Raw genomic sequence first — 13,205 nt, forward strand, 5'->3', positions numbered from 1 at the left:
ATCGTCGCAGGCCGCCAAATCGGTTGAATGTTAATCTCACGACAGCGCCGCTGATGAGAACGGAGGAATATCATAATTTTCTAATTATGAAATGAATCCTCTGGCGACGCTGAAGCGGGGCGGTTACCCTGAATCGATAGCCTAATGGGATAGGCGTCAAATCAAGAAGAGAGCAAGCATGAGTGATTCACAAATCCGCATTGCGATTGCGGGCGCCGGCGGCCGGATGGGCCGTCAGTTGATCCAGGCGGTGCAGCAGGCGGAAGGCGTGTTATTGGGGGCGGCGCTGTCGCGTCCTGGCTCCAGCCTGGTCGGCGTCGACGCCGGCGAACTGGCGGGCATTGGCGCGCTGGGTATCAAAGTGAGCGACAGTCTGGAGAAGGTGGCGAGCGAGTTCGATGTTTTGATCGACTTTACCCGCCCGGAGAGCACCCGGGGCTACCTGGATTTTTGCGTGGCGCACCACAAGGCGATGGTGATTGGCACAACCGGCTTCGATGACGCCGGCAAACAGGCGATCCGCGATGCGGCGCAGCATATCGGCATCGTGTTCGCCGCCAACTTCAGCGTCGGCGTCAACCTGGTGCTGAAATTGCTGGAGAAGGCCGCGCAGGTAATGGGCGACTATACCGATATCGAAATCGTCGAGGCGCACCACCGGCACAAAGTGGATGCGCCGTCGGGCACGGCGCTGGCCATGGGCGAAGCGATCGCCGGCGCGTTGGGGCGCGACCTGAAAAGCTGCGCGGTCTATGCGCGCGAAGGCCATACCGGCGAACGCGATCCGAAAAGCATCGGCTTTGCCACCATTCGCGCCGGCGACATCGTCGGCGAACACACCGCGATGTTCGCCGACATCGGTGAACGGGTGGAAATCACCCATAAGGCCTCCAGCCGGATGACTTTTGCCAGCGGCGCGGTGCGCGCGGCTAGCTGGTTGCATAACCGGGATAAAGGTCTGTTTGATATGCGAGATGTGTTGAATCTTGACCAATTATAATTGATTTGCATACCATCGTGATGTGGTTGTATTGATCATAATTCTATGATAATCGGACAATAATTTTATTGTCCTTTTTTTTAACATGAAAAATGAGGCTTTGGTAAGAATTTGTTGTTTTGATTGTTATTTGTTGGTGTTTATCTTGCTGATCGTCCCGTTTTTATCCGCTGAGTCTCATTTTAGCGTCTTTTTGAGCCCATTCTGGCACCGTTTCCCGTCATTCTTTCCCGCAACCGTTTTCCAGCCCCGGTTTTCTGTGTTTTTATCGCCGCTCAAGCCGCATGAGCGCCGAGAACTGCAAAAATAAAACAAAAAACGGCAGTTTGGGTAGACAAGCCGAGCACTCATCATTAAAATGCGCCCAATTTGCCAAAAATTGGCCTCGCGGACGGTTTTTGCATTGATTTAGATCGCGATGTCTGAATTAATATGCAAATATTGTGATTGATTATTCCTCGGAGGATGTTTTGATAAAGTCAGCGCTATTGGTTCTGGAAGACGGAACCCAATTCCACGGTCGGGCCATCGGGGCAGAGGGAACGGCAGTGGGGGAAGTGGTCTTCAATACGTCGATGACCGGTTATCAAGAAATCCTCACTGATCCTTCCTATTCCCGCCAGATCGTTACTCTTACTTATCCTCATATCGGCAATGTCGGCACCAATGCTTCCGACGAAGAATCCTCCGCAGTACACGCCCAAGGCCTCGTCATTCGTGACCTCCCGCTGATCGCCAGCAACTACCGCAACGAAGAAAGCCTGTCCGACTACCTCAAGCGTCACAACATCGTGGCGATCGCCGATATCGATACCCGTAAATTAACCCGCCTGCTGCGCGAGAAGGGCGCCCAGAACGGCTGCATCATCGCCGCCGACTCGCCGGACGCCGCGCTGGCCCTGGCCAAAGCGCAAGGTTTCCCGGGGTTGAAAGGCATGGATCTGGCGAAAGAGGTCACCACCCAAGAAGCCTACAGCTGGCAGCAAGGCAGCTGGACGCTTGAAGGCGACCTGCCTGAAGCCAAAACCGCCGCGGAACTGCCGTTCCACGTGGTGGCTTACGACTACGGCGCCAAGCGCAACATCCTGCGCATGCTGGTGGATCGCGGCTGCCGCCTGACCGTGGTGCCGGCGCAGACCCCGGCCGACGAGGTGTTGAAAATGAATCCGGACGGCATCTTCCTGTCCAACGGCCCGGGCGACCCGGAGCCGTGCGACTACGCCATCGCCGCCATCAAACAGTTCCTGGAAACCGACATTCCGGTGTTCGGCATCTGCCTGGGCCACCAGCTGCTGGCGCTGGCCAGCGGGGCGAAAACCATGAAGATGAAACTCGGCCACCACGGCGGCAACCACCCGGTGAAGGATCTGGACAACAACACCGTGATGATCACCGCGCAGAACCACGGCTTCGCCGTCGATGAAAACAACCTGCCGGCGAACCTGCGCGTCACGCACAAATCGCTGTTCGACCACACGGTGCAGGGCATTCACCGCACCGACAAAGCAGCGTTCAGCTTCCAGGGTCACCCGGAAGCCAGCCCAGGCCCGCACGATGCCGCGCCGCTGTTCGATCACTTCATCGAACTGATTGAGACTTACCGTTCTAACGCCAAATAATCAGGAGCAGTAAAAAATGCCAAAACGTACAGACATAAAAAGCATCCTGATCCTCGGCGCTGGCCCGATCGTTATCGGCCAGGCGTGTGAGTTCGACTACTCGGGTGCCCAGGCGTGTAAAGCGCTGCGCGAAGAGGGTTACCGCGTCATTCTGGTCAACTCCAACCCGGCGACCATCATGACCGACCCGGAAATGGCTGATGCGACCTATATCGAGCCGATCCACTGGGAAGTGGTGCGCAAGATCATCGAAAAAGAGCGCCCGGATGCGGTGCTGCCGACCATGGGCGGCCAGACGGCGCTGAACTGCGCGCTGGAGCTGGAACGTCAGGGCGTACTGGCCGAGTTCGGCGTTACCATGATCGGCGCGACCGCCGATGCGATCGACAAGGCCGAAGACCGTCGCCGTTTCGACGTGGCGATGAAGAAAATCGGTCTGGACACCGCGCGTTCCGGCATCGCGCATACCATGGAAGAAGCGCTGGCGGTAGCCGCTGACGTCGGCTTCCCGTGCATCATCCGCCCTTCCTTTACCATGGGCGGCACCGGCGGCGGCATCGCCTACAACCGCGAAGAGTTCGAAGAGATCTGCGAACGTGGCCTCGACCTGTCACCGACCAAAGAACTGCTGATCGACGAATCGCTGATCGGTTGGAAAGAGTACGAGATGGAGGTAGTGCGCGATAAGAACGACAACTGCATCATCGTCTGCTCCATCGAAAACTTCGACGCCATGGGCATCCACACCGGCGACTCGATCACCGTCGCACCGGCGCAGACCCTGACCGACAAGGAATACCAAATCATGCGCAACGCCTCGATGGCGGTGCTGCGTGAGATCGGCGTCGAAACCGGCGGCTCCAACGTGCAGTTCTCGGTCAACCCGAAAACCGGCCGCCTGATCGTTATCGAAATGAACCCGCGCGTGTCGCGCTCTTCGGCGCTGGCGTCGAAAGCCACCGGCTTCCCTATCGCCAAGATCGCCGCCAAGCTGGCGGTGGGCTACACCCTCGATGAGCTGATGAACGACATCACCGGCGGCCGCACCCCGGCATCGTTCGAACCGTCCATCGACTACGTCGTGACCAAGATCCCGCGCTTCAACTTCGAGAAGTTCGCCGGCGCCAACGACCGCCTGACCACCCAGATGAAGTCGGTCGGCGAAGTGATGGCCATCGGCCGCACCCAGCAGGAGTCGCTGCAAAAAGCGCTGCGCGGTCTGGAAGTGGGTGCCACCGGCTTCGACCCGAAAGTGAGCCTGGACGATCCGGAAGCGCTGACCAAGATCCGCCGCGAGCTGAAAGACGCCGGCTCTGACCGCATCTGGTATATCGCCGACGCCTTCCGCGCCGGGCTGTCGGTTGACGGCGTCTTTAACCTGACCAACGTCGACCGCTGGTTCCTGGTGCAGATTGAAGAACTGGTGCGCCTGGAAGAGCAGGTGGCCGAAGCGGGCATCAACGGCCTGGACAAAGCGTTCCTGCGCACCCTGAAGCGCAAGGGCTTCGCCGATGCGCGTCTGGCCAAGCTGGCCGGCGTCGCCGAGAGCGAAATTCGCAAGCTGCGCCACAGCCACGGCCTGCATCCGGTGTACAAGCGTGTGGATACCTGCGCGGCGGAATTCGCCACCGACACCGCCTACATGTACTCCACCTATGAAGAAGAGTGCGAGTCCAACCCGACCAACGACCGGCCGAAAGTGATGGTGTTGGGCGGCGGGCCGAACCGTATCGGCCAGGGCATCGAGTTCGACTACTGCTGCGTGCACGCCTCGCTGGCGCTGCGCGAAGACGGCTACGAGACCATCATGGTCAACTGCAACCCGGAAACCGTCTCCACCGACTACGACACCTCCGACCGCCTGTACTTCGAGCCGGTAACGCTGGAAGACGTGCTGGAGATCGTGCGCATCGAGAAGCCGAAGGGCGTGATCGTGCAGTACGGCGGCCAGACCCCGCTGAAGCTGGCGCGCGAGCTGGAAGCCGCGGGCGTGCCGATCATCGGCACCAGCCCGGACGCCATCGACCGCGCCGAAGACCGCGAGCGCTTCCAGCAGGCGGTTAACCGTCTGGGCCTGAAGCAGCCGGCCAACGCCACCGTCACCGCCATCGAGCAGGCAGTGGAGAAGGCGGCGGGCATCGGCTATCCGCTGGTGGTGCGCCCTTCCTACGTGCTGGGCGGCCGAGCGATGGAAATCGTGTATGACGAAATCGATCTGCGCCGCTACTTCCAGACCGCGGTCAGCGTGTCCAACGATGCGCCGGTGCTGCTGGACCGCTTCCTGGACGATGCGGTAGAAGTGGACGTCGACGCCATCTGCGACGGCGAGCGCGTGCTGATTGGCGGCATCATGGAGCACATCGAGCAGGCGGGCGTGCACTCCGGCGACTCCGCGTGTTCGCTGCCGGCATACACCCTGAGCCAGGAAATTCAGGACGTGATGCGTCGCCAGGTGGAAAAACTGGCGTTCGAGCTGCAGGTGCGCGGCCTGATGAACGTGCAGTTCGCGGTAAAAGACAACGAAGTCTACCTGATTGAAGTGAACCCGCGCGCCGCGCGTACCGTGCCGTTCGTGTCCAAAGCGACCGGCGTGCCGCTGGCTAAAGTGGCCGCGCGCGTGATGGCGGGCAAAACGCTGGTCGAGCAGGGTGTGACCGAAGAAATTATCCCGCCGTACTACTCGGTGAAAGAAGTGGTACTGCCGTTCAACAAATTCCCGGGCGTCGACCCGATTCTGGGGCCGGAAATGCGCTCTACCGGGGAAGTGATGGGCGTGGGCCGCACCTTCGCGGAGGCCTTCTCCAAAGCGATGCTGGGCAGCAACTCGGGCATGAAGAAACAAGGCCGCGCGCTGCTGTCGGTGCGTGAAGGCGACAAGGCTCGCGTGGTCGATTTGGCCGCCAGCCTGCTGAAGCAGGGCTTCGAGCTGGACGCCACCCACGGCACCGCGGTGGTGCTGGGCGAAGCGGGCATCAACCCGCGCCTGGTCAACAAGGTGCACGAAGGGCGTCCGCACATCCAGGACCGTATCAAGAACGGTGAGTACACCTACATCGTCAACACCACGGCCGGTCGTCAGGCGATTGAGGACTCCAAGCTGATTCGCCGCAGCGCCCTGCAGTACAAGGTGCACTACGACACCACGCTGAACGGCGGCTTCGCCACCGCGATGGCGCTGAAAGCGGATCCGACCGAGCAGGTCACGTCGGTGCAGGAAATGCACGCGCGCATCGGCAAGTAACCGTGCGATAACGCTAGGCCAGGGGCGCTGCAGATGCAGCGCCCTTTTTTATTCAGCGAATTTGTCGGCAGGCGTTAAAAATTTCCGCTATCAATCAGTGGGCAAACTGTCACCCTGTGTGATTGGTATATGCTTGGTGTATTGGCAAGGAACGAAGGAACGACGATAACAATGATTCTGATAATTTATGCTCACCCGTATCCCCGGCATTCGCATGCCAATCAGCGCCTGCTGCAGGCGGTGAGGGATCTTCCCGAGGTAGAGGTGCGCTCGCTGTATGAGCTGTACCCCGATTTCAATATCGACATCAACGCCGAGCAGCGGGCGCTGGCGCGCGCCGACATGGTGGTGCTGCAGCATCCGATGCAGTGGTACAGCTTCCCGCCGCTGTTGAAGCTATGGATCGACAAAGTGCTGGAGCACGGCTGGGCCTATGGCCACGACGGCAATGCGCTGGTGGGTAAAGATTGCCTGTGGGCGGTGACAAGCGGCGGCGACGAGCACCACTTCGAGCTGGGCGACTTTCCCAACTTCGCCGCGCTGGCGCAGCCGCTGCAGGCCACGGCGATTTACTGCGGCATGAACTGGCAGCCTTATTTCGCCCTGCATAACACCTTTACCTGCAACGAACCGGCGCTGCTTGCCGCCGGCGAAGCCTACCGGCAGCGGTTGGTCGACTACCTGATGGAACATGCCGAAGCTGAAACTCGGGAGGCCAGCCATGGATAACCACCACATGATGATCGAGGGGCTGATCTACCTCGGCTCCGCGGCGCTGTTCGTGCCGATCGCGGTGCGATTGGGGCTGGGCTCGGTGCTCGGCTACCTGATCGCCGGCTGCATTATCGGCCCCTGGGGGCTGAAGCTGGTGTCGGACGCCGAGTCGATCCTGACCTTCGCCGAGATCGGCGTGGTGTTGATGCTGTTTATCATCGGCCTGGAGTTGGATCCCAAGCGGCTGTGGACGCTGCGCGCCTCGGTGTTCGGCGGCGGCAGCATTCAGATGGTGGGCTGCGGCCTGGCGCTGAGCGCCTTCTGTTATTTCCTTGGCCTTAACTGGAAGGTGGCGCTGCTGATAGGCCTGACGCTGGCGCTCTCATCCACCGCCATCGCCATGCAGGCGATGAGCGAACGCAACCTGACGCCGTCGCCGATCGGCCGCAGCGCGTTTGCGGTGCTGCTGTTCCAGGATATTGCGGCGATCCCGCTGGTGGCGATGATCCCGCTGCTGGCCAGCAGCGGCGCCACCACCACGCTGGGCGCTTTCGTGCTGTCGGCGGCCAAAGTGGTGGGCGCGTTGACGATAGTGGTACTGCTCGGCCGCTACGTCACCCGCCCGCTGCTGCACTTCGTCGCCCGTTCGGGCATGCGCGAAGTGTTCAGCGCCGTGGCGCTGTTCCTGGTGTTCGGTTTCGGCATCCTGCTGGAGATGGCCGGGCTGTCGATGGCGATGGGGGCGTTCCTGGCCGGGGTGCTACTGGCGAGCTCGGAATACCGCCACGCGCTGGAGAGCGATATTCAGCCGTTCAAGGGGCTGCTGCTGGGGCTGTTCTTTATCGGCGTTGGCATGTCGATCGACTTCGGCACGCTGTTCCATCATCCGCTGCTGATCGCCTCGCTGCTGCTGGGCTTTATGTTGATCAAGGCGGCGCTGCTGTGGCTGATAGGGCCGCTGCTCGGCGTGCCGAAGCGCCAGCGCGGCCTGTTCGCCATTCTGCTGGGGCAGGGCAGTGAATTCGCCTTCGTGATTTTCAGCGCCGCGCAGCTGGCCGGCGTACTGCCGCCTGAATGGGCCAAGTCGCTGACGCTGGCGGTGGCGCTGTCAATGGCGGCTACCCCGCTGCTGCTGGTGATCGCCGCGCAGCTGGAGAAAAATGCGCCGAAAGAGGAGCGCCCGGCTGACGTTATCGACGACGAGAATGCCAGCGTGATCATCGCCGGCTTCGGCCGTTTCGGCCAGATCGCCGGCCGTTTGCTGTTGGCCAACGGCGTACACACCGTGGTACTGGATCACGATCCGGACCATATCGAGACGCTGCGCAAATTCGACACCAAGGTGTTCTACGGCGACGCCACGCGCGCCGATTTGCTGGAGGCCGCCGGCGCCGCCCACGCCAAGGTGCTGATCAACGCCATCGACGACGTGGAAGACAGCCTGGCGTTAACCGAGCTGGCCAGGCAGCACTTCCCGCATCTGAAGGTGGTGGCGCGAGCGCGCGACGTCGATCACTGGTATCAGCTGCGGCAGCTGGGGGTGGAAAAACCGGAGCGCGAAACCTTTGAAAGCTCGCTGCGCATCGGCCGTGAAACGCTGGAACTGCTGGGGCTGGACGCCTATGAGGCGCGCGAGAAGGCGGACACGTTCCGCCGCTATAACCTGAAGATGCTGGAAGATACGCTGGAGAATTATCAGGACACCGAGTTCCGCATCGCCAGCCTGCAGCGGGCCAAGGAGATGCTCAGCGCGGCCATCGAGCAGGATCAGAATCGGCTGGCACGGGTGCAGCAGACCGGCTGGCGCGGCAGTATCGACGGCAAGGCGCCGGAGGACGACGTGGTGGAAGCCAAAGGATAAGAGTAGGGGCGCCGTGATGGCGCCCCTTTTTTTGCTTAGCTCAGCGCGACCTTGATGCCCAAGGCGATCAGCATACCGCCCAGCAGCTTGTCGACGATCTTCTGGGTCTTTTCCAGCCCGCGGCGCACCGGCCTGCTCTGGATCAGGAACACCAGCAGTGGCCACCAGATGACCGACAGGCCGAGAATAATCCCCGCGTACCACAGCTTGTCGCCCAGGCCGGAATCGATCTGCAACACCTGGGTAAATACCGCCAGGAAGAACAGGGTGGCTTTCGGGTTCAGCAGGTTGCACAGGTAGCCTTGCGCAAAGGCGCTCTTCAGGCTGACCTGCTGCTGCGGCAGATTGCTGACGTTCATCTTGCCGCCGCCGCGCGACAGCAGCGCCTGGATGCCGATCCACATCAGATAGACCGCCCCGGCGTATTTCAGCAGGTTAAACAACCACGGCGTGGTGGTAATCACCACCGCCAGCCCGGCGACGCAGTAGGACATGTGGGTGGCGACGCCGCAGATCACGCCGAAGGCGGTCATCATGGCGGCCAGCCGCGGATAGCGGGCGGCGTTTTTGATCACCAGGAAAAAATCCGGGCCGGGGGAGAGCATGCCGAGGGCGGCAATGCCGGCGACGAACAGCGAAGTTTCAAGCATGGGAGCGTCTCGCGCAAAAGACAGAGTTCTGGCGATAATAACGCCGCTTCCTCTGATGCGCATCAACCCAATGAGGTATTGTTAGGCTCTATGATAATTATTCATCTACAGCCAGCGACGGAGCACCATGCAGCAGACTACCGCCACAGAGAGGCCGGAGCCACATCGGCAACAGCGTGAGATTACCCGCCTGTGCATTCAATGCGCGCTGCTGCTGTTGCAGCATGGCGCCGAGAGCACGGTGGTGGAACAGTTGTCGACCCGCCTGGGGCTGGCGCTGGGGATGGACAGCGTGGAAAGCTCGATCTCCGCCAATGCGGTGGTGTTGACCACCCTCAGCCACGGCGCCTGCCTGACCACCACCCGAAAGAACGTCGATCGCGGCATCAATATGCAGGTGGTGACCGAAGTGCAGCATATCGTGATCCTCGCCGAGCACCACCTGGCGGATGCGCACGACGTGGCGCGCCGCTTTGACAGGATCCGACCGTTACGCTACCCGCGCTGGCTGGTGGTGCTGATGGTGGGGTTGTCCTGCGGGTGCTTCAGCATGCTCAACGGCGGCGGCGGCGATGCTTTCCTGGTGACCTTTATCGCCAGCGGCGCGGCGATGCTGGTGCGCCAAATTCTCACCGCCCGCCAGATGAATCCGCTGATCAATTTTTGCCTGACGGCGTTTGTCGCTACGTCGATCTCCGGGCTGCTGCTGCGCCTGCCGGCGTTTAAAGACACCTCGAGCGTGGCGATGGCCGCCAGCGTGCTGTTGCTGGTGCCGGGCTTCCCGCTGATCAACGCGGTGGCCGACATGTTCAAGGGGCACGTCAATACCGGGCTGGCGCGCTGGGCGATGGCCAGCCTGCTGACGCTGGCGACCTGCATCGGGGTGGTGATGGCGATGTCGTTGTGGGATCTGCGGGGGTGGTCATGAGTCTGCTGTGGGCCTTGTTGCAGGAAATGCTGTTGGCGGCGGTGCCGGCGCTGGGCTTCGCCATGGTGTTCAACGTGCCGCTGCGCGCGCTGCGTTATTGCGCGCTGCTTGGGGCCATCGGGCGCGGTTCGCGCATGCTGATGATGCACGGCGGTATGAACATCGAGTGGGCCTCGCTGCTGGCGGCGATCCTGATCGGCATCATCGGCATCTACTGGTCGCGCTGGCTGTTGGCGCACCCGAAGGTGTTCACCGTGGCGGCGGTGATCCCGATGTTCCCCGGCATTTCCGCCTATACCGCGATGATAACTGTGGTAGAGATCTCGCATCTGGGCTACAGCGAAGCCCTGATGGAGACCATGATCACCAACTTTCTCAAGGCCAGTTTCATCGTCGGCGCGTTGTCGATCGGCCTGTCGTTACCGGGCCTGTGGCTGTACCGCAAACGCCCCGGCGTGTGAAATTTCTCGGCCGGAGATCGTTGGTTATTAGATATACTGATAAGAGCTATCTTATATATTCATCTTGCTTGATTAGCCTATCGACGGCACTCAGGCCTTTACGTATAGTGTCACCAATTTTGCTGCCTACACAGGGTTAAACAATGATTATCAGCCTGATCGCTGCCTTGGCGGCGGATCGCGTTATTGGCATGGAAAACGCCATGCCGTGGCACCTGCCGGCGGACCTTGCGTGGTTTAAACGCAACACGTTGAATAAGCCGGTTATTATGGGCCGCAAGACTTTCGAGTCCATCGGCCGCCCGCTGCCGGGCCGCCACAATATCGTTTTGAGCAGCCGTCCGGGCAGCGAAGCCGGGGTGACCTGGGTGACCTCGATGGATGAAGCGCTGGCCGCCGCCGGCGACGTGGAAGAAGTGATGGTGATCGGCGGTGGGCGCATCTATACCCAGCTGCTGCCGCGCGCCGATCGCCTGTACCTGACGCACATCGACGCCGAGGTCGGCGGCGATACCCACTTCCCGGATTACGAGCCGGACGAATGGGAAACCACGTTCAGCGAGTTCCACGACGCCGACGATCTGAACTCGCACAGTTACTGCTTCGAGATCCTGCAGCGCCGCTGATTTCAGCGCGTTAGCCAACTCTCCCCGGGGGCGCAAGCAATTGCGCCCCCGGCCTTTTTGCGCCCGTCGTTCGTAACCTTTCCGTCACATTACCTGATTAGTATGAAGCCCAACTCCGAGCGCCTCGGCAACTCTGGTGAATCTTGACCGCGGCGCCATAACTAAAAAGGTAACCACGCTATGACCAAGCAAATTGAGCAATTAGACGCCGACCGCCTGATCGATCCCACTCGCCGCAAACTGCTGCTCGGCAGCGCCGGTGCCGTCGGCCTGGCCGGCTTTCTCGGCGGCGGCATCTGGTCGGTCTCCGCCGAGGCGTTGGCCGAGGATCTGCCGCCGAACAAACTGCTGGGCTTTCAGGGCATCGCCGCCTCTACCGCCGACGAGGTGACCATTGCACCGGGCTACCGCGCGGAGGTGCTGATCTCCTGGGGGGAACCGCTGGTGGACGGCGCGCCGGCCTTTGATCCGCAGGGCAACAACAGCGCCGCCGATCAGGAAAAACAGTTCGGCGACAATAACGACGGCATGAGCTTCTTCCCGATCGACGATCGCCACGGTGTGATGGCCATCAATAACGAATACGTCAACGAGCAGTACCTGTTCGCTCACGGCGGCGCCAAGGCCACCAGCCTGGAAGAGGTGCGTAAATCGCAGGCGGCGCACGGCGTTTCCATCGTGGCGGTAAAGCGCGTCGGCGACGGCCAGCGGTGGGAAGTGGAGCGCCCGTCGCGCTATAACCGCCGCATCACCGCCAACACCGACATGCAGTTCAGCGGCCCGGCCGCCGGGCATCCGCTGTTGCAGACCGCCGCCGATCCGAGCGGCCGCAAGGTGCTGGGCACCTTCGGCAACTGCGCCAACGGCAAGACGCCGTGGGGCACCTATCTGACCTGCGAAGAAAACTTCGATACCTACTTCGGCACCCGCCAGGCCGATTACCCAACCACGCCGGAACAGAAGCGCTACACGCTGAAGGTCAGCGAGCCGGAGCGTAACTGGCCGGACTATGACGAGCGCTTCGACGTGGCGAAGAACCCCAACGAATTCAACCGCCATGGCTGGATCGTGGAAATCGATCCGCTGAATCCGACCTCGACGCCCATCAAGCACACCGCGCTGGGCCGCTTCAAGCATGAAAATGCGGCGGTGACCGTGGCCAAAGATGGCCGCCTGGTGGTGTACATGGGGGACGACGAGCGCGGCGAGCATATCTACAAGTACGTTTCCAAAGGCGTGGTCGACGCTGCCAATCCGGCCAACAATCGCACGCTGCTGGACGAGGGAACGCTGTACGTGGCGCAGTTCGACGGCGACGAAGCCGGCACGCCGCTGAAGGGCAAAGGACGCTGGATTGCGCTCGAGTTCGGCAAGAACGGCCTGACGCCGGAGAACGGCTTCCGCGATGAGGCCGAAGTGCTGATCTTCGCCCGCAAGGCGGCGCAGCAGGTCGGCGCCACCAAAATGGATCGCCCGGAGTGGATCGCGGTGAACCCGCATGACGGCCGCGCTTACTGCACGCTGACCAACAACAGCAAGCGCGGTGAGGAAGGGATGCCGCTGAACGCCGCCAACCCGCGGCCGAACAACATCTATGGCCAGATCATTCGCTGGGACGAAGGCGGCGACGCCACCGCCGGCACCTTTGCCTGGGACATGTATGCGCTGTGTGGCAACCCGATTGCCCACCCGGAAGGCGTCAACCGCGGCACGCCGAACATCACGGCGGACAACACGTTCAACAGCCCGGACGGGTTGGGCTTCGATCGCGCCGGCCGCCTGTGGATCCTCACCGACGGCAAGTACAGCAACAAGGGGGATTACGCCGGGCAGGGCAACAACCAGATGCTGGTGGGCGATCCGGTCAGCGGCGAAATTCGCCGTTTCATGGTGGGGCCGAAGTCCTGCGAACTGACCGGTATCACTTTCACTCCGGACTACAAGACGATGTTCGTCAACGTACAGCATCCGGGAGAAGAGGGCGATTCGCACTTCCCGAACAACAGCCCGCGCCCACGTTCATCGGTATTGATGATCACGCGCGAAGATGGCGGGGTGATTGGGGCGTAAAGCGGTAAAGGGAACAAAGGCGGCCTGGGGCCGCC

General features: G+C 61.3%; 10 protein-coding genes. 9 read left to right on the forward strand and 1 reads right to left on the reverse strand.

What is annotated here, in order from left to right; translation table 11 throughout:
- Positions 1–178: 178 nt before the first annotated feature.
- The 5 genes from dapB to kefC all read left to right on the forward strand — a co-directional run bounded on the left by dapB (position 179) and on the right by kefC (position 8,435).
- Positions 179–1,000, forward strand: a complete 822-nt coding sequence (gene dapB / locus QDT79_RS07650) for a 4-hydroxy-tetrahydrodipicolinate reductase (RefSeq protein ID WP_308316364.1) — start codon at positions 179–181, stop codon at positions 998–1,000.
- Positions 1,001–1,470: 470 nt separating this feature from the next.
- Entirely contained in the window at positions 1,471–2,619 is a 1,149-nt protein-coding gene (gene carA / locus QDT79_RS07655) for a glutamine-hydrolyzing carbamoyl-phosphate synthase small subunit (protein WP_048232622.1), read from the forward strand.
- Between the two features lie 16 nt (positions 2,620–2,635).
- Positions 2,636–5,860: a carbamoyl-phosphate synthase large subunit gene (gene carB / locus QDT79_RS07660; protein ID WP_197767004.1), complete on the forward strand. Its 3,225-nt coding sequence runs from the start codon at positions 2,636–2,638 to the stop codon at positions 5,858–5,860.
- Between the two features lie 171 nt (positions 5,861–6,031).
- On the forward strand, positions 6,032–6,589 hold the full coding sequence (gene kefF / locus QDT79_RS07665; protein ID WP_107226746.1) for a glutathione-regulated potassium-efflux system oxidoreductase KefF: 558 nt from the start codon (positions 6,032–6,034) through the stop codon (positions 6,587–6,589).
- A complete protein-coding gene (gene kefC / locus QDT79_RS07670; RefSeq protein WP_063991432.1) occupies positions 6,582–8,435 on the forward strand; it encodes a glutathione-regulated potassium-efflux system protein KefC in 1,854 nt (617 codons plus the stop codon). The genes kefF and kefC overlap by 8 nt, the downstream gene beginning before the upstream one ends.
- Positions 8,436–8,470: 35 nt before the next feature.
- Here the strand turns inward: kefC and QDT79_RS07675 are convergent, their stop codons facing one another.
- Entirely contained in the window at positions 8,471–9,085 is a 615-nt protein-coding gene (locus QDT79_RS07675; RefSeq protein ID WP_308316365.1) for a LysE family translocator, read from the reverse strand.
- Between the two features lie 127 nt (positions 9,086–9,212).
- On the opposite strand from QDT79_RS07675, the gene QDT79_RS07680 reads away from it, so the two are divergent.
- The 4 genes from QDT79_RS07680 (at position 9,213) to QDT79_RS07695 (ending at position 13,170) form a co-directional block, all read left to right on the forward strand.
- Positions 9,213–10,013: a threonine/serine exporter family protein gene (locus tag QDT79_RS07680; RefSeq protein ID WP_197767001.1), complete on the forward strand. Its 801-nt coding sequence runs from the start codon at positions 9,213–9,215 to the stop codon at positions 10,011–10,013.
- Positions 10,010–10,474 (forward strand): threonine/serine exporter, encoded by a 465-nt coding sequence (locus tag QDT79_RS07685; protein WP_033637072.1) that lies wholly within the window; start codon positions 10,010–10,012, stop codon positions 10,472–10,474. Before QDT79_RS07680 ends, QDT79_RS07685 begins: the two co-directional genes overlap by 4 nt.
- A 143-nt stretch (positions 10,475–10,617) precedes the next feature.
- Positions 10,618–11,100, forward strand: coding sequence for a type 3 dihydrofolate reductase (gene folA, locus QDT79_RS07690; protein ID WP_038873402.1), 483 nt, complete (start codon positions 10,618–10,620; stop codon positions 11,098–11,100).
- Positions 11,101–11,280: 180 nt separating this feature from the next.
- On the forward strand, positions 11,281–13,170 hold the full coding sequence (locus QDT79_RS07695) for a PhoX family protein (RefSeq protein WP_308316366.1): 1,890 nt from the start codon (positions 11,281–11,283) through the stop codon (positions 13,168–13,170).
- Positions 13,171–13,205: the final 35 nt, after the last annotated feature.

Source organism: Serratia marcescens (genome assembly GCF_029846115.1).
GTDB lineage: Bacteria > Pseudomonadota > Gammaproteobacteria > Enterobacterales > Enterobacteriaceae > Serratia > Serratia marcescens_L.

Coding starts and splice junctions, on each gene's coding strand:
- QDT79_RS07675 (WP_308316365.1), bottom strand. CDS start 9,085: ATGCTTGAAACTTCGCTGTTCGTCGCCGGCATTGCCGCCCTCGGCATG.
- folA (WP_038873402.1), top strand. CDS start 10,618: ATGATTATCAGCCTGATCGCTGCCTTGGCGGCGGATCGCGTTATTGGC.
- QDT79_RS07680 (WP_197767001.1), top strand. CDS start 9,213: ATGCAGCAGACTACCGCCACAGAGAGGCCGGAGCCACATCGGCAACAG.
- kefF (WP_107226746.1), top strand. CDS start 6,032: ATGATTCTGATAATTTATGCTCACCCGTATCCCCGGCATTCGCATGCC.
- kefC (WP_063991432.1), top strand. CDS start 6,582: ATGGATAACCACCACATGATGATCGAGGGGCTGATCTACCTCGGCTCC.
- dapB (WP_308316364.1), top strand. CDS start 179: ATGAGTGATTCACAAATCCGCATTGCGATTGCGGGCGCCGGCGGCCGG.
- QDT79_RS07685 (WP_033637072.1), top strand. CDS start 10,010: ATGAGTCTGCTGTGGGCCTTGTTGCAGGAAATGCTGTTGGCGGCGGTG.
- carB (WP_197767004.1), top strand. CDS start 2,636: ATGCCAAAACGTACAGACATAAAAAGCATCCTGATCCTCGGCGCTGGC.
- QDT79_RS07695 (WP_308316366.1), top strand. CDS start 11,281: ATGACCAAGCAAATTGAGCAATTAGACGCCGACCGCCTGATCGATCCC.